General features: G+C 58.0%; 15 protein-coding genes. 6 read left to right on the forward strand and 9 right to left on the reverse strand.

What is annotated here, in order from left to right:
• Nucleotides 1-53: 53 nt before the first annotated feature.
• The 6 genes from ACQQ2Q_RS17210 (at nucleotide 54) to trxA (ending at nucleotide 12014) form a co-directional block, all read left to right on the forward strand.
• Nucleotides 54-2636, forward strand: a complete 2583-nt coding sequence (locus ACQQ2Q_RS17210) for an ATP-binding protein (RefSeq protein ID WP_428188355.1) — start codon at nucleotides 54-56, stop codon at nucleotides 2634-2636.
• A complete protein-coding gene (tsaE, locus tag ACQQ2Q_RS17215) occupies nucleotides 2633-4159 on the forward strand; it encodes a tRNA (adenosine(37)-N6)-threonylcarbamoyltransferase complex ATPase subunit type 1 TsaE (RefSeq protein ID WP_428188356.1) in 1527 nt (508 codons plus the stop codon). Before ACQQ2Q_RS17210 ends, tsaE begins: the two co-directional genes overlap by 4 nt.
• Before the next feature lie 5 nt (nucleotides 4160-4164).
• Nucleotides 4165-4893, forward strand: coding sequence for a nucleotidyltransferase family protein (locus tag ACQQ2Q_RS17220; RefSeq protein WP_428188357.1), 729 nt, complete (start codon nucleotides 4165-4167; stop codon nucleotides 4891-4893).
• Nucleotides 4894-4898: 5 nt separating this feature from the next.
• The gene (gene addB, locus ACQQ2Q_RS17225; RefSeq protein ID WP_428188358.1) at nucleotides 4899-8090 is read left to right on the forward strand and encodes a double-strand break repair protein AddB; all 3192 of its coding nucleotides are present in this window, start codon (nucleotides 4899-4901) and stop codon (nucleotides 8088-8090) included.
• Entirely contained in the window at nucleotides 8083-11619 is a 3537-nt protein-coding gene (addA, locus tag ACQQ2Q_RS17230; protein WP_428188359.1) for a double-strand break repair helicase AddA, read from the forward strand. Before addB ends, addA begins: the two co-directional genes overlap by 8 nt.
• Before the next feature lie 74 nt (nucleotides 11620-11693).
• Nucleotides 11694-12014, forward strand: a complete 321-nt coding sequence (gene trxA, locus ACQQ2Q_RS17235) for a thioredoxin (protein WP_428188360.1) — start codon at nucleotides 11694-11696, stop codon at nucleotides 12012-12014.
• Nucleotides 12015-12066: 52 nt separating this feature from the next.
• Here trxA and ACQQ2Q_RS17240 read toward each other — a convergent pair whose 3' ends face one another.
• From ACQQ2Q_RS17240 to gyrB, 9 genes are all read right to left on the reverse strand, one after another.
• Nucleotides 12067-13410, reverse strand: a complete 1344-nt coding sequence (locus tag ACQQ2Q_RS17240) for a bifunctional folylpolyglutamate synthase/dihydrofolate synthase (RefSeq protein ID WP_428188361.1) — start codon at nucleotides 13408-13410, stop codon at nucleotides 12067-12069.
• A 66-nt stretch (nucleotides 13411-13476) separates the two neighbouring features.
• Nucleotides 13477-14373: an acetyl-CoA carboxylase, carboxyltransferase subunit beta gene (gene accD, locus ACQQ2Q_RS17245; protein WP_428188362.1), complete on the reverse strand. Its 897-nt coding sequence runs from the start codon at nucleotides 14371-14373 to the stop codon at nucleotides 13477-13479.
• Between the two features lie 41 nt (nucleotides 14374-14414).
• The gene (trpA, locus tag ACQQ2Q_RS17250; protein ID WP_428188363.1) at nucleotides 14415-15254 is read right to left on the reverse strand and encodes a tryptophan synthase subunit alpha; all 840 of its coding nucleotides are present in this window, start codon (nucleotides 15252-15254) and stop codon (nucleotides 14415-14417) included.
• Between the two features lie 4 nt (nucleotides 15255-15258).
• Nucleotides 15259-16479, reverse strand: a complete 1221-nt coding sequence (gene trpB, locus ACQQ2Q_RS17255; RefSeq protein ID WP_428188364.1) for a tryptophan synthase subunit beta — start codon at nucleotides 16477-16479, stop codon at nucleotides 15259-15261.
• Complete coding sequence (locus tag ACQQ2Q_RS17260; protein WP_428188365.1) at nucleotides 16476-17150, reverse strand: phosphoribosylanthranilate isomerase; 675 nt, start codon at nucleotides 17148-17150, stop codon at nucleotides 16476-16478. Before ACQQ2Q_RS17260 ends, trpB begins: the two co-directional genes overlap by 4 nt.
• 74 nt (nucleotides 17151-17224) lie before the next feature.
• On the reverse strand, nucleotides 17225-17977 hold the full coding sequence (locus tag ACQQ2Q_RS17265) for a M48 family metallopeptidase (RefSeq protein WP_428188366.1): 753 nt from the start codon (nucleotides 17975-17977) through the stop codon (nucleotides 17225-17227).
• Between the two features lie 93 nt (nucleotides 17978-18070).
• Nucleotides 18071-18502 (reverse strand): DUF2852 domain-containing protein, encoded by a 432-nt coding sequence (locus ACQQ2Q_RS17270; protein ID WP_428188528.1) that lies wholly within the window; start codon nucleotides 18500-18502, stop codon nucleotides 18071-18073.
• 139 nt (nucleotides 18503-18641) lie between these two features.
• The gene (locus ACQQ2Q_RS17275; protein ID WP_428188367.1) at nucleotides 18642-19919 is read right to left on the reverse strand and encodes a polyhydroxyalkanoate depolymerase; all 1278 of its coding nucleotides are present in this window, start codon (nucleotides 19917-19919) and stop codon (nucleotides 18642-18644) included.
• 419 nt (nucleotides 19920-20338) lie between these two features.
• The gene (gene gyrB / locus ACQQ2Q_RS17280; RefSeq protein WP_428188368.1) at nucleotides 20339-22774 is read right to left on the reverse strand and encodes a DNA topoisomerase (ATP-hydrolyzing) subunit B; all 2436 of its coding nucleotides are present in this window, start codon (nucleotides 22772-22774) and stop codon (nucleotides 20339-20341) included.
• Between the last annotated feature and the right edge of the window lie 31 nt (nucleotides 22775-22805).

Genomic DNA, 22805 nt, shown 5'->3' on the forward strand with positions numbered 1-22805 from the left:
GAAATCGGATGTCTTGTCGACGATGCGGCACATAGGACGGAGACAGACCGAGTATGTCGGTAGAACAATATGACTTGCCAAAGCGGCAGGTGCGATACGAGGTCGCACACGTCGCCAATCGGGGATTCTGGCAGCCTGGAGCACACGTTTATGCGCGCCATGGCGGAGGAATCTGCGTTGTGGCGCTAAAACGACTCTTTGCAGCAGGTACGGCGCTTGCAACGCTTTCCCAGAGCGCATTTGCGCAATCGGAAACCCTGATTGGCGATACGACACGCCTGTTTTCTTCAGCAGAGACAATCGGCTTTTCTCTCGTCATCGGGCTTTTCTCCGCGACGCTGTTGTCGGCGGTCTGGCTCGTACGGCAGAGGGGAAACATCGAGAGCGAACGACTTGAGCTTCGCTCTGCACTGGCAGATGCGCGACAGGAAATCTCTCGCTACGAAGCGCTTATCGCTGACAAGAACCGCAGGATCGTGGTCTGGGATGGCCGGACAGGCAAGCCCGAATTCCTGGGCCAGCTTCCCGGTGAAACAGGTGCTCCGCAAAATAATTCAGACTTCCTGGCCTTCGGCAGATGGTTGAAGGCACCGTCGGCGATCGAACTGGAACGCTCGATCGAGGGTCTACGCTACGATGCACGCAGCTTTGACGTTGTGGTTGAAACCCAACGCGGTGAAGTGCTTGAAGTCCAGGGGCGATTGTCCGGTGGTCGCGCCTTTGCCCGCTTCGTTGCACTGAACAATCTGCGCGCCGAACTTGCCGAGCTGAAAATAGAAAAGACCCGACTGATGTCGTCGATTTCGACATTCGAGGCGCTTCTGGATTCGATTGAACAACCCGTTTGGCGGCGCGACAATCATGGCCAACTGGTGTGGGTGAACCATGCCTATAGCGAAGCCGTCGAGGCGACGTCTCCCTCCGTTGTCATCCAGGAACAGCGCGAATTGCTGGGATCTGTGGCACGGGAATGCATCAAAGCGAGCGCGACGCTCGAGTCTCCCTATAGCGATACCGTCTCGACCGTCGTTCGCGGCAACAGGGCGTTCCTGGATGTGGTCGATGCGCGAAGTGCGTTTGGCTCGTCCGGCATGGCCATCGATACCAGCCAGGCCGAGGCGCTGCGCGAACAGCTGACCCGGACGCTCAAGAGCCATGCTGAGACGCTCGATCATCTGGCAACTCCCGTCGCCATTTTCGACGGCGAACGCAAGCTTCAGTTCTACAATCAGGCCTTCGTACAGCTCTGGCAGTTGGATTTGCCGTTCCTCGAATCCCATCCGGACAACAGCGAACTGCTTGACCGGCTGCGTTCAGAGGGCAGACTTCCCGAACCGCTCAACTGGAAGAACTGGAAAGAGACCGCGCTCTCCGTCTACCGGGAACCGGATACCAAGACGGATCTTTGGCATCTTCCAAACGGTCAGACCCTTCGCGTCATCGCCTCGGCGCATCCGCAAGGCGGTGCGACATGGGTGTTTGAAAACCTTACCGAACAGGTGGATCTGGAAACGCGCTACAATACTCTGTTGCGTGTCCAGGGTGAGACGATTGACCATCTGTCGGAAGGTGTTGCCGTTTTCGGCCCCGATGGACGCATCCAGCTTTGCAATCCGGCCTTCCGCACACTGTGGAACATTACCGAAGTGCAGGCGACGCCTGGAACGCATATCCAGGCAATCGAAAGCGCTTGCCTGGAATCGTACGACAAGCCGGATGGCTGGAAGAGCTTTGCCCAGCTGATCACCAGCTTCGACGATGAGCGCCCTTCCCGTCAGGGTACACTCGAGCTCTATTCCGGACTGGTGCTGGATTACGCTGTCATCCCGCTTCCCAATGCCCAGACCATGCTCACATTCGTCAACATGACCGACAATGTGCGGGCCGAGCGTGCGCTGAAGGAAAAGAACGAGGCGCTTCGCAAGGCGGACGAACTGAAAAACGAATTCGTCCAGCATGTCTCTTACGAATTGCGCTCGCCTCTCACCAACATCATTGGCTTCACCGATCTTCTGAAGACGCCGACCATCGGGGAATTGAACGATCGTCAGGCAGAGTATCTCGACCATATCTCGACATCCTCGTCCGTGCTTTTGACAATCGTGAATGACATTCTCGACCTTGCGACGGTCGATGCAGGTATCATGCAGCTCAATCTCGAGCCGATCGATCTCGACGACCTTCTGGACGATGTGTCAATGCAGATGACCGATCGTCTGCAGGAAGGCAATGTGACGCTTGAGATTGCCGCGCCGACCCAACTGGGCCAGCTGGTGGCAGATCAGCAGCGGCTGAAGCAAATTCTGATCAAGATCCTCACCAATGCCGTGAATTTCGCTCCGGATGGTTCTTCGGTCGACTTGAAGTGCTGGCGCGAGGACAGTGATTTCGTGTTCTCCGTTACCGATAGTGGCTGTGGGATGTCGAAGGATATGCTGGATAGCGTGTTCAACCGCTTCTCTGCCAGTGGCAAGGGCGGCAAACGCAGCGGCGCAGGTCTCGGTCTTTCCATCGTTGAAAGCTTCGTCAGCCTGCATGGTGGTAAAGTCTCAATCGACAGCAGCCCGGGCAAGGGTACGACGGTCGTGTGCCAAATACCGTCCGCCAGCTTGTCGAGTGCAGTAGCCGCAGAATGAAGGCGTCGGAGCGACGGGCGCTGAGCCTTCTGCTGCCGGGTGAAGCCGAAACGGCCAAACTTGGTGAAGATCTGGCGCTGGCGCTTGGGCGTGGCGACTGTTTGGCCCTTCACGGTGATCTGGGTGCAGGAAAATCCACACTCGCGCGCGCCTTCCTCAGAGCCATGGCCGATGACCAGACCCTTGAGGTGCCAAGCCCGACCTTCACCCTGGTGCAGCAATACGAGCTTCGATATCCGGTCGCGCATTTTGATCTTTATCGCCTGAGCGATCCATCCGAGCTCGACGAACTGGGTTTTGACGAAGTGCTGGAGCATGGGATCGGTCTGGTCGAGTGGCCGGAGCGGGCCGACGGTGCCCTGCCCGATGACCAGATCACCCTTCACATGGCCTTTGACGGAGATGGACGACGGGTCGAGGTTGAAGGTCCTGTTGCCAAACTGGACCGGATTGAGCGTGTTCTGGCAATCCGTGCCTTTCTCTCAGATCATGGTTTCGGCGATGCTCGTCGTCGTTTCCTGACCGGCGACGCCTCATCGCGGGCCTATGAATATATCTATGCCGACGGGCAGCCGCGCCGTATCCTGATGGATGCGCCTCGAAAGCCGAATGGCCCGCCTATCCGGGATGGAAAGCCCTATTCACAGATCGTGAATCTGGCAGAGGACGTTTACCCCTTCATGGCAATCGACGCGATGCTGCGCGACAAGGGTTTTGCTGCGCCTGAGATCATCGAATCGGATGGCGAAGCCGGCATTCTGCTGATCGAGGATCTGGGGACCGAGGGCATCCTTGAACCGGATGGCCAACCGAATGCTGACCGGTACGAGGCGAGCGTTGCCTGCCTCGCCCGGTTGCACGACACGCCGATCGAGCGGGACATTCGATTGCCCGAAGAGCGCGTTCACCGCATTCCTGATTTCGACCGGGTGGCGATGAAGATGGAAGCAGAATTGCTGGTCGACTGGCATCTGCCGTGGTCACGCTCCGGTGAGGTTGCGAGCGACGAGGAGCGCCTAAGCTATCTGGCAATCTGGGATGGTCTGATCGATGACCTTGCAGATGCCGATACCTCCATTGTTTTGCGAGATTTCCACTCCCCCAATATCATCTGGAGAGAAGATGAGACCGGCATCGGCAAAATCGGCCTGATCGACTTTCAGGATGCGATGATCGGACCTTCCGCCTATGATCTGGTGTCGATCGTTCAGGATGCCAGAGTGACAATCGATCAGCCCCTGGCGACACGATTGATGACGCGCTATCTCACCCTCCGCGCCGAGACCCCCGGATTTGACGAGGCGGCTTTCATGAGATCGTGGCACATCATGGCGGCGCAGCGGTCCTGCAAGCTGGCAGGACTGTGGGTGCGGCTCATGCAGCGTGATCAAAAACCGGCCTATATGCGGCATATGCCCCGCACGCTCGATTATCTACAGGCAGCACTTGAACATCCTGCCCTTACCCCCTTGCGGGATTGGTGTGCAAAGGCTCGAATCGGCTCCGTCGAATCAACACGGTAGACACGATGCATATCACCGAAGCCATGGTGCTGGCCGCGGGGCTTGGAACCCGCATGCGACCGATCACCGAAACAATGCCGAAACCGCTGGTGCGGGTAGCAGGCAAACCGCTTGTCGACTATGCGCTTGATCTTCTGGCCGATGCCGGTGTGGAGCGCGCTGTGGTGAATGTGCATCACTTCGCCGAACAGATGATCCCGCATTTGCAGAACTATCCCCGGCTTGAGGTCTTGATCTCTGACGAGACATCCGGGTTGATGAATTCAGGTGGGGGACTGGTCAAAGGTCTCAAGCTGCTAGCCAGAGATCCGGTCTTCGTCATGAACGCCGATCTATTCTGGATCGGTGACGACGATCGCAAAAAGTCCAGCCTCGCGCGTTTGGCGGCGACCTTCGATCCCGACACCATGGACATGGCGCTTTTATGCGTGGACATGGACCACGTTACCGGCCACAACGGGAAGCGCGACTTCAATCTGGGGCATGATGGCCGCTTGAGCCGCTATCAGGAGGGCGACGCCGATCCGGTGGTCTATGCGGGGGCAATTGTCCTCAATCCGGCTCTGTTCGATGACGCCCCCGATGATGCCTTCAATCTCAACCTCTATTTCGACCGCGCAATTGCCAGCAGCAGGCTCTACGGCATGCGATTGAAGGGCGAGTGGATCACCGTGGGCACCCCTGAAGCCATCGGCGAAGCCGAGCGCACAATAGAGCGTCAGAAAGCTGGTTGAAGACCATGGAAAAACGGCGTGATCCACGCATTCTGACCATACCGCCCGGTATTCCGTTCCTCCGGGAACTGGCTCAGTCGCTGCTTGATGGTCGGCTGACGCCCGATTTTCGCTATGAACCCGACGATCCGCTATCACTGTCGCGCGTGACGATTTTCCTGCCGACACGGCGTGCCGTGCGCGTGATGCGTTCAGAATTTGTCGACCTCCTGGGCGGACGATCGGCGATCCTGCCTGTGATCAAACCGCTGGGTGAGACGGAAGAGGACGAAAGCTATTTCGACGCCGATCTGCCGGCACTCTTCGATCTCGCACCACCGATCAGCAATACCGCGCGGCTGATCGAACTGGCGCGGCTTATCCTCGCCTGGCGCAACCAGCTTCCGGATATCGTGCGCAGCATTCACACGGACACACCACTTGTGGCACCGGCAAGTCCGGCGGACGCCGTGTGGTTGGCCCGCGCACTGGTCGAGTTGATCGATGCCGTTGAAACAGAAGAACGTGACTGGGCAGATCTCGCCAAGCTGGATGCCGGCAACTACGCCTCGTGGTGGCAATTGACGCTTGAATTCCTGCGCATTGCCAGCGCCTTCTGGCCCGAACGGCTGAGGGAACTGAACCGCTCGTCTCCCTCACGGCATCGGAATGCCATGTTGCGCGCCGAGGCGCAGAGAATCGCGTTCCTACCCGGCAACGGACCGGTGATTGTTGCCGGCTCGACCGGCTCCATTCCGGCAGCGGCCGACTTCATCAGCGCGGTCGCGAACCTGCCGGAAGGCGTGGTGGTGCTGCCGGGGCTGGATCAGTCGATGCCACCTGAACACTGGCTTTTGGCCGGTGCCGAGGACGGCGACATGCTTTCCAGCGACCCGGCAAGCCGAGGTCATCCCCAATACGGCCTGTTTCATCTGCTCAAGCGTCTTCAATATGTTCGAGCCGATGTCGAAGCACTGGCCACCTCGCCTGACGACCTGAAAGACCGCGCAGAAGTGTTGTCGCGAACGATGGCACCGGCTGCAGCGACGGATGACTGGACAGTGTGGAGACAGGGTTTCTCAGCATCGCGTCTTGAGGCCGCCTTCGCCGATGTCAGTCTGATCGAAGCTGCCAACGAGCGAGAAGAAGCCTGCGCCATCGCCATCGCTCTCAGACTTGCTCTTGAAGAGCCGGGCATATCGGGCGAAAGCCGGGCAGCGCTCATTACGCCGGACCGTGAACTGGCAAAACGGGTGAAGGCGGAACTTGCCCGTTTTGGCATTACCGCTGACGATTCAGCCGGAACCCCACTTTCAGCAAGTCCGCAAGGCACCTTGTTGATGCTGCTGCTCGAAGCGGCACTCAGGCCAGGCGATCCCGTGGTGATCGTTTCGCTGCTCAAGCATCCACTGGTGCGTTTTGGCATGAATGAGCAGGATTGCCAGTCGGCCGCAATGGCGCTTGAACTTATCGCTCTTCGAGGTGGCCTCGGCGTCGTGGACATCGACGGGCTTGAAGCCCTGCTGGAGACACAACTTAAATCTCAGGAGGGTGATCGGCATACGCCGCAGTGGCGGCTTTCATTGCCAGAGGGTGCGGCTGAAAGCGCTCGCAGGCTCGCACAGGCCATCCAGCGCGCGGCAGAGCCTTTGACGACAGCTTTGATGAGGCGCAATGCCGATGGGCGGTTTTCATCGCGGCTTGCCATGCGGGAGTGGGCTGAACGGACCGGTAAGGCGCTGGAGGCGGCATGCGCCGATGCGCGGGGTGATCTTGCCATTCTCTGGTCTGGCGAAGCGGGTGAAGCTCTGGCAGGTCTTTTTGGACAGATCATCGAGACAGATGGCGTGATCGAAGCCGATGGACCGCAATGGGCCGATATCATGAATGCCTTCATGGCCGGCGAGGCGGTGAAGCCTCGGGCCATGCGCCATCCTCGTGTCTATATCTTCGGATCGCTCGAGGCCCGCCTGCAAAGTGTCGACACCATGATTCTGGGTGGTCTCAACGAAGGTTCCTGGCCGAACCAGACGACCAATAATCCGTTTTTGTCGCGGATGATGAAGACCGGTATTGGCCTTGAGCCGCCCGAACGGCGCATCGGCCAGCTGGCGCATGATTTCGAGATGGCGAACGGCACGCGGCGCTTGATCTATTCGCGCGCCATGCGGCAAGGATCAGCCCCGACGGTCGCTTCGCGCTGGCTACAACGATTGATGGCGCTCGGGGGCCCCGACTTTGCCAAAAGCTTGCGCGAACGCGGCGAGATCTACCGACATTATGCCGGGCTGATCGATCTGGGCGAACGGCAGGAACCGGCTCAACGTCCTGCTCCAAAACCGGCGGCGGACCTGCAGCCAAAACGCTATTCCTTCAGCGAAGTGGGGCGGCTGCGACGCGATCCCTATTCGATCTATGCGCGCCGCATTCTCAAGCTCGATCCGCTGGACGACTTCAACAAGGATCCCGGTGCTGCCGAGCGCGGCACGCTCTATCACCGGATTGTCGAGCAATTCGTGCGCGAGGGGCATTCGCTTGATCCGCTTGTCGCTGACGCTGCCATGGATGCGATTATCCAGCGTGAATTTGCAGCCGAACATCTGCCGCCGCATATCGAAGTGGTCTGGCTTCAGCGTTTCCGGGACGTGGGCCGTGCCTTTCTCGCATGGGAACGGGGCCGACGAGGGGAAATCCAGCAGAGCTTTACGGAAGTGCCGGCCGGCATGGAAATCGCCGAAGCCGGCATTCGCCTGACCGGTATTGCTGACCGGATAGACCTCAAGGGTGCTGGTCATGCCGACATCATCGATTACAAGACCGGCCTGAACCCCAGCCCGCAGCAGGCCCGCACACTTGTCGACCCGCAGCTTGCACTTGAAGCCGCTGCGCTTGCCGAAGGTGCCTTTAAAAAGGTAGGTGCGCAGAGGACCGATAATCTGGTCTATGTGCGGCTTCGTCCCGGCGATCGCTTCAAGGTGGATCAGGTCAACAATGAATTGACGGGTCGTGGCGACGACACGAAATCCGCTGCCGATCTGGCACATGAATCGATCGGCCAGCTGATCCGATTCGTCAAACTGCTGCAGAGCGGCGAACGCGGCTATGTTTCACGCCTGATGCCGTTCATGGAAAGTGATCTGGGCGGAGAATACGATCATCTGGCGCGGGTCGCTGAATGGTCGACGGCTGAAGCCGAAGAGGGAGCCGGTGATGAGTGAGTTGTCTCCCCTCCCAGAAGGGGTCGATCCGATTGACTGGACGACGGCACGCCAGGCTCTGGCATCGGACCCGGATCGCTCTGCGTGGGTCTCGGCCAATGCCGGCTCCGGGAAAACCCATGTCCTGACCCAGCGCGTTATCCGTCTGCTGCTTGCCGGAACACGGCCCTCGTCCATTCTCTGCCTCACTTATACGAAGGCCGCGGCATCTGAGATGTCCAATCGCGTGTTTTCGCGCCTTGCCGACTGGGCCACACTGGACGATGAGGCACTTGCTGACAGGATTGCCCAGATCGAGGGTATGCGTCCCGACCGCCTGAAGATTGTGGAAGCGCGGCGATTGTTTGCCAAAGCACTGGAAACGCCCGGCGGTTTGAAGATCCAGACCATCCATGCCTTCTGCGAGGCCTTGCTGCATCAGTTTCCGCTGGAGGCGAATGTTGCCGGTCATTTCTCCGTGCTTGACGACCGGACCGCGCTGACGGTGCTCACCGAGGCCAGACGCTCTCTTCTAACGGCGACCTCCGCAGAAGAAAACACCGAACTGGCGGAGGCCTTTTCTCATGTGCTGAGCATTGCCGACGAATTCGGTCTCGATGCCTTGCTGAACGATATCGTCAGCAATCGCCAAGTGATCCGGACGTTCCTGCGCGAAGCCGCACGCGTGGGCGGCACCGATCCGCGGCTGCGACAGATCTTCGGTTTCAGCGAGACTGACAGCGAGGACGTGATTGCACAGGGCATCTGGCCATTGAACGGTATGAGCGGGCCAGCGCTTTCCGCCTATATCGATCTTGCCGAACAAACCGGCGGCGTAACCGCAAAAGCCATTGCCGAGGATCTGCGCAAAGCGGTTGAAGAAACTAAACCCTTCATTCGCATTGGGTATTTCGAGAGCGCGTTGCTGACCAAGCAAGGCATGTCCAAAAGCCCCAAGACGTTGATGACGGCAGCGATGCTGAAGGTTTCCCCGCACTTGCTCGATGGCCTCCTCGAAGCTCAGGAACATGTGTTGCAGTGCCGCGACAGGCTCCGGTTGTTTCGCATGTATGTGGCGACGCGCTCGGCGCTCGTGCTCGCTGAGCGACTGATCGAAGACTATGAGGAGTTGAAGAAGACACGCAGTCAGCTGGACTTCGAGGATCTGATTGCGCGCACCGCCGAGCTTTTGACCAAGAGTGACGCTGGACCGTGGATCCACTACAAGCTCGATCAGGGCATCGACCACATTCTGGTGGACGAAGCACAGGATACAAGCCCTATCCAGTGGTCTGTCATTCGCTCGCTGCGCGATGACTTCTTCTCGGGCCAGAGCGCCCGACAATTGTTGCGCACATTTTTTGCCGTCGGTGACGAGAAACAGTCGATTTACTCGTTCCAGGGCGCGCGTCCGGAACGCTTTGCCGAAGAGAGCCGTCTGACGGAACAAGAGGTCTTACAAAGCGGGGCGCTGTTTGACGCAATCCGCTTGCCGCTGTCCTTCCGCTCGACAATGTCTGTGCTGAGCGCGGTCGATCAGGTCTTCTCCATTCCAGACAACGCGCGTGGACTGGGTGACCAGGCGCAGACGGTTGTCCACATGTCGAGCCGCATCGGCCATCCCGGCAAGGTAGAGCTCTGGGACATGATTGCTCCGGCCGAAAGTGCGAAGGACGACGACTGGACAGCCCCGTTCGATTCGACACCTGAAAGCGCGCCATCCGCCGTTCTGGCGCGGCGCATTGCCGAGCGTATTGGCGCCATGGTGGGTCAGGAGACAATCGTCGATCACGGCGTGGAACGGCCAATCGAGGCGGGCGACATTCTGGTGCTTGTGCGCAAGCGCGACAGCTTTGTCACCTCCCTCACCCGCTCTCTCAAGCGGCGTGGCGATATTCCCGTGGCCGGTGCCGACCGCCTGAAGCTTGCCGGACATATTGCCATTCAGGACCTTCTGGCGCTGGGACGTTTCGTGCTGGTGCCGTCGGACGATCTTTCCCTTGCCGCGCTGTTCAAGAGTCCGCTCTTCGATCTTTCGGAAGATGATCTGTTTGATGCGGCGGCGCACCGGCCTGAAAACACAAGCCTCTGGTCCCATCTTCAGACCGTCAGGGATGCAGGCCCGTGGTCAACCGTCGTGCCTCGGCTGGAAAAACTTGTCGCTCTTGGGCGACACGCCACCGTTTATGAATTCTACGCCAACGTGCTTGGCAGTCTTGGCGGTCGGCGCGCCTTTCTGGCGCGCCTCGGCACCGAGGTCAGCGACATCCTCGACGAATTCCTGAACTTTGCCCTGTCCTCCGAAACGACAGGTCTTCCGGGGTTGCAGAACTTCATATCGACACTGGAACTGGAATCGCCGGTGATCAAACGGGAGCTGGACAAGGCCCGCAACGAAGTGCGGATCATGACAGTGCACGCCTCTAAGGGGCTGGAGGCTCCGGTTGTCTTTCTGGTCGATGGCGGAACACGGCCTTTCAATAGTGCCCACCTGCCCAAATTCCGCATCATGACAGTGGCACAAGGCGATACGCCCGTGCCCGTCTGGATTCCCACGAAGGATCTGGCCAATTCCCTGACGCAGGCCGATTCCGCGCGCGTGGAAGCGCTGGCCGAAGAGGAATACAGGCGTCTGCTATACGTCGCGATGACGCGTGCGGCCGACAGGCTGATTGTCTGTGGCTCCCAAGGCAAGCGTCCGCAAGGTGGCATTTGGCACGAGATGATAGCCCAGTCGCTGCGACTGAAGGACGATCATTGCCGCGAGGTCACCTTTTCCGGCGCCGATGGTGAATGGGGTGGCCTGATCTGGGAACAGCCGGGCCACATCCGCGACTTCCCGCAACAGGTCGCCAATCAAAAAGCCGAACAGACCGAGACTTTACCAGAATCGTTGCTGCGGCCGTTGCCGGAACCCAAACAGTTGCCACGGCCCTTGAGCCCATCAGGCGCAGGCGGATTGATCGAGAGCAACACCGGCGATGCACTGATCGGCTCGCCCTTGTTCGGTGAAACGGAAAGCGCAGGCCTCGCATTGCAAAAAGGCCGGCTTGTTCACCGCATGCTGCAGGTCCTGCCATCCTATCGGCAAGACGAAAGGGAGGAAGCAGCCTGGCGCTATCTGGAGCGGGCCGCTCGTTTCTGGCCCCGGGAGGAACGAGACAAGGTCCATGCGAGCATAGTTGCAGTTCTCGCTCATGAGGGCCTTCAGGCGGTGTTCTCATCCAAGGGACAAGCTGAAGTCTCGATCATGGGCACGCTGGAACTCGACGGTCACCCCCGTGCCGTCAGCGGTCGCATAGACAGGCTTGCCGTGACCGATGATCGCGTCATTCTTCTGGATTACAAGACGAACCGTGTTCCACCCCGTGACATTCAAAGCGTGCCGCTGTCGCATAGCGCCCAGCTTGCAATCTATCGGGAGATCCTGAAGCCGTTGTTCCCCGGCAAGGCGTTTGAGTGCCTTCTCGTCTACACGGAAAATGCATCGTTGATCACATTGGACGACGCCTGTCTTTCGCATGCGCTTGCCGCGCTCAAGACAGTGTGAAATACAGGCCATTGAAAATCAGACCCGGCATGCTCACATTCATGCACAACGTAATACCGGAAAGGATTCCCCCGATGACAACGGTGAAAGTTGATACTGCGAACTTCCAGACGGAAGTCCTCGATTCCGCAGAGCCTGTGGTTGTGGACTTTTGGGCTGAATGGTGCGGCCCCTGCAAGATGATCGCTCCTAGCCTCGAAGAAATCTCCAACGAGATGGCTGGCAAGGTGAAGATTGCAAAGCTGAATATCGATGAAAATCCTGAGCTTGCCGCTCAGTTCGGTGTTCGCTCGATCCCGACACTCGCCGTCTTCAAGGCAGGCGAAGTGGCCGACATCAAGGTTGGCGCAGCGCCCAAGACTGCCCTGACAAGCTGGATTTCCGGCGCCGTCTGATAGACGCAAAACATCTTTATAGAAAAAGAGCCCGGTGAAAGCCGGGCTCCTTTTATTTGGGCGGTGTGCCATTGTCGGCAAGCACATTGCCGACAAGATAGAGCGAACCGCCAATCAAAATGCGCGGCGGCGTATCGTCCGCGTCAATACGGTCGGCTATCGCCTCAAGCGCTTCTCCAACCGTCATTGCCGGCTCTGCGACCAGTCCGGCATCGAAGGCAGAATGCGCGAGAACCACAGGATCGATAGCTACATCCGTTCCGCGGATCGGCACGGTGAACACCTGGATGGCGAGATCGGTGAAGGCACTGAAATAGCCAACGGGATCCTTGGTGTTGATCATGCCGCAGATCAGATAGAGAGGCCTCGATTGCGCCTCCTCAAGACCGGCCATGGCTTCGGCAATCGCCTCGCCGGCACCGGGATTATGACCGCCATCGACCCAGATCTCAGCACCCTTGGGCGCCAGATCGAACAATGCGCCATGGGTGAGCTTCTGCAAGCGGCCGGGCCACTCGACGCTCGCCATGGCCCGCTCCGCGATCTGATCCGTCACCGGAAAACCTGCCGCTTTGACAGCGCGTATCGCAGCTGCGGCATTGGCGTATTGATGACGACCTGGAAGTTTCGGCAATGGCAGGTCTGACAGTGAATCCTCGTCCTGATAGACCAATCGTCCCATTTCCTCATGGGCAGAAAAATCCTGCCCATAGACATAATGCGGGCACCCCAGACGCTCGGCTGTCGAGACAAGGACGTCTCGCGCCGCATCATGCTCCTGGTGGCCGATGACGACCGGAACGCCTTTCTTCATGATGCCTGCTTTTTCGGCGGCAATCAGTTCGACGCGATCGCCCAGATAGGCCTCATGGTCCAGCGAAATGGGCATGATGATCGAAACGGCAGGATTGGGGATGACATTGGTTGCATCAAAGCGTCCGCCCAGCCCGACTTCAATCAGAGCCACATCAGCGGGATGCTCGGAAAACAGGATGAATGTCACCGCCGTCAGAATTTCAAAAACTGTAATCGCTGCACCCGCATTGGCATCGGCCACGCGGCGCAGCGCATCGGCAAACAACGCGTCATCGACGATCTGCCCTTGTCCGCCCCTTACGCCCAGACGGTAGCGCTCGTGCCAATGGACCAGATGCGGCGACGTGTGGACATGCACGCTGAGACCGGAGGCCTCCAGCAGCGCGCGACAAAAGGCCGTGACCGAACCTTTGCCGTTGGTGCCGGCGACATGGATGATTGGCGGAAGCTTGAGATGCGGGTTGCCCAGCGTTTCCAGCAGTCGGCTGATGCGGTCGAGCGACAGATCGAAGCCCTTGGGGTGGAGCCCCATCAGCTTTTCGATCTCTCGCTCCGCCTCGTCGTATACGTTCTTGGTCATGGGTGGCGTTCCCGCATGCCCCAACCCTGAAGGAGCACAGATCGATTGCGTGTCAGGGCATTATGCTCAGGCTGCGTTGCTTTCGGGCACGACCACGGTCTTGCTCTCATTTACTGGCAGCTTCATCATGATTTTCAGAGTGCTGGCAAGGGTCGATGGAATCTCATGGCGGGGAATCACCATGTCCACCATGCCGTGTTCCAGAAGGTATTCCGAGGTCTGGAAACCTTCAGGAAGCTTTTCACGGATCGTCTGTTCGATCACTCGCTTGCCGGCAAAGCAGATCTCTGCGCCCGGTTCGGCAATGTGGAGATCGCCGAGCATGGCGTAGGACGCCGTCACACCACCGGTGGTGGGATTTGTAAGCACCACGATATAGGGAAGACCTGCTTCTTTCAGCATATCCACGGCAACAGTCGTACGCGGAAGCTGCATCAGTGACAGAATGCCTTCCTGCATGCGTGCGCCGCCTGAAGCCGGGAACATGACCAGAGGGCACTTTTCAGCGATTGCACGCTCGAATGCCTTGACGATGGCCTCACCGGCAGCAATGCCCAGCGATCCGCCCATGAAGTTGAATTCGTGGACAACAGCCACCAGCTTGACGCCCTGAACCTTGCCGACGCCGGCGAGCATCGTGTCCTCCTGGTTCGTCTTGGTGCGGCTGTCGCGAAGTCGGTCGGCATATTTCTTGGAATCACGGAATTTCAGCGGATCCTGCGCGACCTTTGGCTGCGGCAGCGCCTCATACTGTCCGCCGTCGAACAGATCGATCAGACGATCCTTCGCCGGCATCTTCATGTGATAGCCAGAGGCGGGAATGACCCACTTGTTGTCTTCCAGATCCTTGTGAAAGACCATTTCCCCGGTTTCCGGGCACTTGATCCAGAGATTTTCCGGGACCTCGCGACGGCCCAGCATGGAATTGATCCGCGGGCGAACGTAGTTGGTGATCCAGTTCACTTGAATTACTCCTGATTGACCTTGGTCATCATATAGGGTGGTTACTCGGCTGCTGCCATACGCGCTTCGCCGACGCCGCTTGCGAGGCCCCGCACGAGGGTTGCAACAGCCTGAACGGTGTCTGCGGTCGCTGCATCATTCTTGTCGAGCGTAAGCGCCACCTGGTTGACGATTGCCGTACCGACAACAACACCGTCGGCACTGCTGCCGATCAACCGTGCATGTTCTGCCGTCTTGACGCCAAAACCGACGCAGATCGGCAAATCGGTATGCTCCTTGATCCGGCCAACGGCGCCAGCAACCTTGCCCGTATCCGGCAATGCCGATCCCGTAATGCCGTTCATCGAGACATAATAGACGAAGCCCGAGGTGTTTTGCAAAACCATCGGCAAACGCTTGGCGTCGGTCGTCGGCGTTGCCAGGCGGATGAAATTGATATCGCGCTTGCGTGCCGGCACACACAGTTCGTCATCCATTTCAGGTGGCAGATCGACGATGATCAGGCCATCGATGCCGCATCTTTCGGCTTCATCGAGGAATCTCTCGACGCCGTAGATGTAGATCGGATTGTAGTAGCCCATCAGAACAATCGGTGTGTCCTGATTGGTCTCACGGAACAGACGTGCCAGCTCCAGGGTCTTCTGAAGCGTCTGGCCGGCTTTCAAAGCGCGCTGACCAGCCATCTGGATCGCAGGTCCATCGGCCATGGGATCCGAGAACGGCATTCCAAGCTCGATTACATCGGAGCCCGCCTCAGGCAGAGCCTTCATGATCTTGAGCGAGGTATCAAAATCGGGATCGCCGCCCATGAAATAGGTCACGAGCGCGGGTCTGTTTGCAGCCTTAAGATCGGCGAAACGTTTATCCATCCGTTTGGTCATGTTCTTAAAGCCCCATGCCGAGAATCTTGCCGACAGTGAAAATGTCCTTGTCGCCGCGGCCACACAGATTCATCAAAATAATCTCGTCCTTGCTCATCGTCGGCGCGCGCTTGATCACTTCGGCCAAGGCGTGAGACGGTTCGAGCGCCGGGATAATGCCTTCGGTGCGGGTCAGCATCTGGAAAGCGGCGAGCGCCTCATCATCCATGATCGGCACATATTCGACGCGGCCCATATCCTTCAGCCACGAATGCTCGGGGCCAATTCCGGGGTAATCGAGACCCGCGGAAATGGAGTGGCCTTCCTTGATCTGACCGTCGCTATCCTGAAGCAGATAGGTGCGGTTGCCATGCAGAACGCCCGGCGAACCCGCCGTCAGAGAGGCACAATGCTCTTCGCCGTCCAGACCCTTGCCGCCGGCTTCAACCCCGATCATCCGCACGGACTCGTCGTCCAGAAACGGGTGAAACAGGCCAATGGCATTCGATCCGCCGCCAACGGCTGCAACCAGCAGGTCGGGCAAGCGACCTTCGGCCGCGACCATCTGCTCGCGTGCCTCACGGCCGATCACAGACTGGAAGTCGCGGACCATTTCCGGATAAGGATGCGGACCGGCTGCAGTACCGATCATGTAGTAGGTGTCGTCGACATTGGTGACCCAGTCGCGAAGGGCCTCGTTCATGGCATCCTTGAGTGTGCCATGGCCGGAGGTGACCGGCTTCACTTCAGCGCCCAGCAGTTTCATCCGGAAGACGTTCGGTGCCTGTCGTTCGACATCGGTGGCACCCATATAGACAACGCAAGGAATTCCGAAACGGGCAGCAACGGTTGCCGAGGCAACGCCATGCTGGCCAGCGCCGGTTTCTGCGATGATCCGGGTCTTGCCCATGCGCTTGGCCAGCAGTATCTGACCGAGGCAATTGTTGATCTTGTGGGAGCCGGTGTGATTGAGCTCGTCGCGCTTGAAGTAGATCTTCGCGCCGCCGAGTTCTTCCGTCAGCCGCTCTGCGTAATAAAGCGGGCTTGGCCGTCCGGTATAATGGGTATTCAGATGAGCGAGCTCTGCCTGAAATTCCGCATCGTTCTTGGCCTTGTCCCATTCGTCCTGCAGTTCGAGGATCAATGGCATCAGGGTCTCGGCGACGAAACGTCCGCCAAAAATACCAAAGCGGCCATCTTCGTCCGGACCTTCGCGGAATGAATTCGGTCTCAGATTCTCGTTCACTTCGCTCTCCCTGCAGGTGCCGGCTGGGACACCACTTTATCGACGGCATCAAAGAACGCGTCGATCATTTGCAAATTCTTCACGCCCGGCGCACTTTCCACTCCAGACGAAATGTCGATACCTCTCGCGCCGGTTTCCGCCAGCGCCTCGGCAATATTGTCCTTGTTCAAGCCACCGGAAAGCATGTAGTCGACCTCCGCGTCAAGTCCACGCAGCAGGCGCCAGTCGAAAGACACGCCATTGCCGCCGGGTAGATCGGATCCTGCAGGCGGTTTTGCATCGAACAAAAAGCGATCGGCAACGCCGATAAACGGGTCTACACGCCTCAGATCGCCCTCTTCGCGCACCGAAAAAGCCTTCATCGCCGGAAGACCGTACATGGCCTTCACATGGAGAAGTCGTTCCGGGCTTTCGGAACCATGGAACTGAACGATGTCTGGTCGGAGAAAAGCAATGATCTCATCCAGCTCTTCGTCATCGGCGTTGACCGTAACGGCGACGATCCTGGCCTTGCCGCGAACTTGATCCGCAAGATCGCCCGCGAGGTCTGGTTCGATGTTGCGCGGGCTTTTGCCGAAGAAGATAAAGCCAATATGGCTCGCGCCGCGATGGACCGCATGTTCCACCGCTTCCGCTGTTTTCAATCCGCAGATTTTGACGTCAGGCTTCATCGCTGCGAAGTCGCACGAAATAGCGCGCGAGTCGAGCCAATTTACGACAAAGGCGGTTCACGAATACGTCTTGATCAGCCGAAGTCGATGGCGTGAAGGGCAGAGCCATTGCGCTTCAGCCATTTCTTGCCATTGTCCATATCCGGACAAAGCGAGCGGCAGAGCGACCAGAAACCGGGTCCGTGGTTCATCTCCCTGAGATGTGCCACTTCATGTGCCGCCAGATAGTCGATCACAAAAGGTGGCGCCATGACAATGCGCCATGAGAAACTCAAGTTGCCTTCCGAGGAACAGGAGCCCCAACGGCTGCGGGTATCCTTGAGGGTAAGACTGTTTGCCGGTCGGCCAACCGCTTTTGTGTGACGCGTAACAAGTGTCTCAAGATCCTTGCGCGCTTCCTTCTTGAGGAAGGTGACAATGCGCCGCCCCATATGCTCTTCAAGCCCGCTGACCTTGAGGACCGGGACACCGTCGATCACCGTCGCCTCGGTCAGGCCGCGCAACCCGCCTGTGTGATGAATGCGGTGAGCTTCGCCTCGCAACAGGATTTCCGCGCCGTCGCCAAGTCCGGGATGGACATCAAGTTTGGCAATGCGTGTGGTCATCCAGCCGCGATAGCGCTCGATGAAGGAACTGACTTCGCGTTCGCCGATGCCCGGCGGTATTGTCATTTTCAGCGCTCTGCCGCCGGGTTCGATGCGAAGGGTTATGCGTGTGGAGCGCGCATTCTCCCGCACCGTCAACGGCACAGATCGTCCCTCCAGATTGAGGACGCGATCAAGGACCGGCGGTTGGCGTCTGGAAGTTCTGTTGAGAAGAAAGACCATGTGTTCTCTTTAGCCGATTCGAGACAATATCAAGGCGCAAAAAAACCGGCATCGTTGGATGCCGGCCTTGTTCATCGACAGGGCATGGAGACCTTATGCAAAGCCTTCGGCGTTGCCCGTATTGTCATTGCGCTTCAGGTTGTTGCGATCACGCATGAAGCGGTCAAACTCTTCCTGATCCTTGGCTCGACGAAGTTCGCGCATATAGTCATCGAATTCGGCCCGCATTGCATCGAGCTTGCGACGCTCTTCTTCAATGCGATTGAGTTCGTTCTTGCGCCAATCATCGAAGGCGACATTGCCTGTGAAGTTGTAACCGCGACCGCTGCGGCATTTGCCACCGAATTTCGAAAACATGCCATCGGCAGCGCTATTTGCTTCGCGCTTGAAATCCTTGAAGCGCTCGCCGAACAGAATATAGGCGAGCATGGCGAGACCGAGCGGCCAGAAGACCATGAAACCGAGCACCATCAGGGCTACGGTAGCCGGCGTCCAATCCGGGCGCAACAATGCTGACTGATTCATCATCAACTACCTCTTTTTCCTCGGGCGCGACATGCATCCCGATGAGTTTGATGTGGTCGCTGAGGGCCGTCCATTCAAGATGAATGCCCGGCAAAACGGGCAAACACCTGATTAGACTTGGCTAAATCGGAGGGTCATTTCAGGCAGAACGACCGCCCTTGATCACGCGTTTCACGGCAAGCGCCGAATGCTGAGAATGCTCGTTGGCGAAGACGATGATGCGCGGTGCGATCTCCCGGCGGAAACGCGAACCGTTGAAGACACCATAGTGTCCGACATCCGGCTGCACATAATGCATGCGCATATGATCCGGAATATTGGTGCAGATCGTCTGGGCGGCATGGGTCTGGCCAACACCGGAGATGTCGTCGTTTTCGCCTTCCACGGTCAACAACGCTACATTGCGGATCGCAGACGTGTCGACCAGCTTGCCACGATGGGTCATCTCACCCTTCGGCAGCGAGTGCTTGATGAAGACGGTGTCGACGGTTTGCAGATAGAATTCTGCCGTCAGATCCATCACCGCCAAATATTCGTCGTAGAAGTCGCGATGCTTTTCTGCCGGCTCGCCGTCGTTCTTGACGAGGTGCATGAAGAAGTCCTTGTGCGCAATCACGTGGCGATCAAGGTTCATCGACATGAAGCCGGAGAGCTGGAGGAAGCCCGGATAGACCGGACGCATGAAACCCGGCAGCGGCCAGGGTACATTCATGATGACATTATCCTCGAACCATTGAAGCGGTTTGTTCTGCGCCAATTCGTTGACGGCAGTCGGATTGATTCGCGTGTCGATCGGACCACCCATCAAGGTCATGGATGCCGGCGAAAGCGGGTCCCCTGCACTTTCCATCACGGCTGCCGCAGCCAGTACCGGCACGGATGGTTGGCATACGGCGACAACATGTGTGTTCGGTCCGAGGTGATGAAGCATCTCGATGACATAGTCGACATAGTCGTCGAGATCGAAACTACCTTCGGTGACTGGTACTGTACGGGCGTCGATCCAGTCCGAGATGTAGACATCTGCGGAAGGAAGCAGCGCTTCAACCGTGCCACGCAGAAGCGTTGCGTAGTGACCGGACATCGGCGCGACGATCAGGATCTTTGGATCTTCGCCATGTCCTTGCGGCAGAACACGCTGAAAATTGATGAGATTGCAGAACGGCTTTTGCCAGACAATCTTCTCATGCACGGAAACTGTCTTGCCGTTGATCTCCGTGGTCGGAAGACCGAATTCGGGCTTGGCGTAGCGACGCGTGACACGCTCGAACACTTCCAGCCCGGCTGACATCGTACGACCAAAGACCGTATGGGAAACCGGGTTCAACGGATTTCCAATGGCCATCCGCATGGCGTCCACTGATGCGCGGACGGGTGCCATCGCGGCATGGTTCAGTTCGTACATTTGATAAAACATCAGGTGAGTTACCTTTTCCGATTGTATCAGAATTGCATTGTCTTCAGTCCGCCGGATCAGCGGGCGTCAAAACTATCAGAGTTTAACGCCGTGGTAACCGTATTGTTGCTCCTGCGAAGGAGGCAGGGGGTGGCGGACGCGGCAACTCATTTGTCGCTGCTGTCTGCCATATCATGTTCGGGTTAAATATTCCCGCCGGAAGCTGGTCAAGAAAGTCTGAATTTACAGCGGCTCGGACAAATCGATGTCGCGGCGGCATGGGGTTCGACTGACGTCGGATTGCTGCGCGGTCCTTCGAACATTTGCAAAAGCAGAATACAGAAAAAGCTGCGCCCGCATGGAAGCGGGCGCGAAAAGTCGTTACTGAATCATGAATGTTTCACGTGAATCACCGTTTTATGTGATCCATGCTGCCATTATCAGATATCAAGGTTGGCGACGCTCAAAGCATTTTCCTGGATGAAGTCACGACGCGGTTCGACTTCGTCACCCATCAGTCTGGAGAACAGGCTATCCGCATCTGTCGCATCGTTGATCCTGACCTGAAGCAAGGAGCGAACGTTCGGATCCAGCGTCGTTTCCCAAAGCTGCTCGGCGTTCATTTCGCCAAGACCCTTGTAGCGCTGCATGGACAGGCCCTTGCGGCCAGTTGCGAAAATAGAATCCAACAGCGCGCGCGGTCCGGAGATTTCCAGATTACCGTCCTTGCGGGAGAGCTCCGGCGGGACCGCATAGATGTCCTTCAGACGTGGCGTCAGCTGATCGATATGGCGTGCATCAGACGAACCTATCAATGCCACATCCAGGCTTGCAACTTCCTTGACGCCTCGGACGGTGCGCTCGAAGCGCAGTCCACCTTCTTCGGTCACATGGCCGGACCAGCCGCGCTCGGTTTCCTCAGAGATCAGATCCAGTCGGCGTGCCACGTCGTCGGCAGTCTCTTGCGCGCGGGCTGGGTTATCGGTGAGATCGGGATTGAGCGCACCGGAGATGGCTGCCTGTTCAACAACGGAGCGGCTGTAGCGCGAGTGCAGGCCGTCGATCAAGGAGCGAAGGCGCAAGGCGTCTGTGATGATTTCGCGCAGATCCTGACCAGCACGAACCTCACCGGAGCCGAGCGTCAGGGTGGCGTCATCCAGACCCATTGTGATCAGGTAATCTTCCAGAGCCTTTTCGTCCTTCAGATACTGCACCGACTTGCCGCGCGACACTTTATAGAGTGGCGGCTGGGCAATGTAGAGGTGACCGCGCTCGATCAGCGCCGGCATCTGGCGGAAGAAGAAGGTGAGCAGAAGCGTGCGAATATGGGCGCCGTCGACATCAGCATCGGTCATGATGATGATCTTGTGATAGCGCAGCTTGTCAGCGTTAAACTCGTCCTTGCCGATCGAAGTGCCGAGCGCGGTAATCAGCGTGCCGATTTCCTGGCTCGACAGCATCTTGTCGAAGCGGGCGCGCTCGACATTGAGGATCTTTCCTCGCAGCGGCAGGATCGCCTGCTTTTCGCGCGAGCGACCCTGCTTGGCGGAGCCACCGGCGGAGTCACCCTCGACGAGGAAGAGTTCGGATTTTGACGGATCGCGCTCGGAGCAATCAGCAAGTTTGCCCGGCAGCGAGGCAATGTCGAGCGCCCCTTTGCGCCGTGTCAGTTCGCGGGCCTTGCGCGCGGCTTCACGAGCGATCGCGGCTTCTACCACCTTGCCGACCAGGATCTTGGCTTCGGCTGGATGCTCCTCGAACCAGGAGCTCAGGGCTTCGTTGACGAGGCTTTCGACAACAGGGCGAACTTCGGACGAAACGAGCTTATCCTTGGTCTGCGAGGAGAACTTCGGATCCGGCACTTTTACGGAGAGCACAGCTGTCAGGCCTTCGCGGCAATCTTCGCCTTGAAGCTGGACCTTCTCTTTTTTGATAATGCCCGAGCTATCGGCATAGGATGTGACCTGACGGGTCAGAGCACCACGGAAGCCCGCCATATGCGTGCCGCCATCGCGCTGAGGAATGTTGTTGGTAAAGCAGAGCACGTTCTCGTGATAGCTGTCGTTCCACCAGAGGGCCACTTCAACAGTGATTCCGTCCTTCTCGCCGATGATCGCGACCGGCTTCTCCACCAGCGGCTTTTTCGAGCGGTCGAGATATTGAACGAAGGCTTCCAGACCACCGTCGTAAAGCATCTCTTCCTGCTTGATGTCGGAATGCCGCTTGTCGGTCAGAAGAATGCGCACGCCAGAGTTCAGGAAGGCCAGTTCGCGCAGACGATGCTCCAGTGTGGAGTAGACGAATTCAATATTGGTGAAGGTCTCCGGGCTTGGCAGGAAGGTCACTTCCGTACCGGATCGGCCTTCATATTCTCCGGTGACGACCAATGGACCATCTGCGACACCATGGGTAAAGCTCATCTCGTTGATCCGGCCAGCGCGGCGGATTTTCAGCTTGAGCTTTGTCGAGAGTGCATTCACCACAGACACGCCAACGCCGTGGAGACCACCGGATACCTTGTAGGAATTCTGGTCGAACTTACCGCCGGCATGAAGCTGCGTCATGATAACTTCGGCAGCGGACACGCCTTCTTCGGTATGGATGTCCGTCGGAATACCACGACCGTTGTCTGTGACAGTCACAGAGCCGTCGGCGTTCAGCGTGACCGTGACGATATCGGCATGGCCAGCCAGCGCTTCATCGATGGCGTTGTCCACGACTTCGTAGACCATGTGATGCAGACCGGAGCCATCATCGGTGTCTCCGATATACATGCCTGGCCGCTTGCGCACCGCATCGAGGCCCTTCAACACCTTGATCGAGTCCGCGCCGTACTCTTCGGAGGCACTGGTCTCATTCATCGGGGTATCGGTCATGGTTGATCTTTCCAGTTCGTTCTGCTTTGCC

This window comes from Agrobacterium sp. ES01, assembly GCF_050320885.1.
In the GTDB taxonomy this organism is placed as follows: domain Bacteria; phylum Pseudomonadota; class Alphaproteobacteria; order Rhizobiales; family Rhizobiaceae; genus Allorhizobium.

Coding starts and splice junctions, on each gene's coding strand:
- trpA (WP_428188363.1), bottom strand. CDS start 15,254: ATGACCAAACGGATGGATAAACGTTTCGCCGATCTTAAGGCTGCAAAC.
- ACQQ2Q_RS17270 (WP_428188528.1), bottom strand. CDS start 18,502: ATGAATCAGTCAGCATTGTTGCGCCCGGATTGGACGCCGGCTACCGTA.
- tsaE (WP_428188356.1), top strand. CDS start 2,633: ATGAAGGCGTCGGAGCGACGGGCGCTGAGCCTTCTGCTGCCGGGTGAA.
- trxA (WP_428188360.1), top strand. CDS start 11,694: ATGACAACGGTGAAAGTTGATACTGCGAACTTCCAGACGGAAGTCCTC.
- ACQQ2Q_RS17210 (WP_428188355.1), top strand. CDS start 54: ATGTCGGTAGAACAATATGACTTGCCAAAGCGGCAGGTGCGATACGAG.
- ACQQ2Q_RS17275 (WP_428188367.1), bottom strand. CDS start 19,919: ATGTTTTATCAAATGTACGAACTGAACCATGCCGCGATGGCACCCGTC.
- ACQQ2Q_RS17260 (WP_428188365.1), bottom strand. CDS start 17,150: ATGAAGCCTGACGTCAAAATCTGCGGATTGAAAACAGCGGAAGCGGTG.
- gyrB (WP_428188368.1), bottom strand. CDS start 22,774: ATGACCGATACCCCGATGAATGAGACCAGTGCCTCCGAAGAGTACGGC.
- ACQQ2Q_RS17220 (WP_428188357.1), top strand. CDS start 4,165: ATGCATATCACCGAAGCCATGGTGCTGGCCGCGGGGCTTGGAACCCGC.
- addA (WP_428188359.1), top strand. CDS start 8,083: ATGAGTGAGTTGTCTCCCCTCCCAGAAGGGGTCGATCCGATTGACTGG.
- ACQQ2Q_RS17240 (WP_428188361.1), bottom strand. CDS start 13,410: ATGACCAAGAACGTATACGACGAGGCGGAGCGAGAGATCGAAAAGCTG.
- addB (WP_428188358.1), top strand. CDS start 4,899: ATGGAAAAACGGCGTGATCCACGCATTCTGACCATACCGCCCGGTATT.
- ACQQ2Q_RS17265 (WP_428188366.1), bottom strand. CDS start 17,977: ATGGTCTTTCTTCTCAACAGAACTTCCAGACGCCAACCGCCGGTCCTT.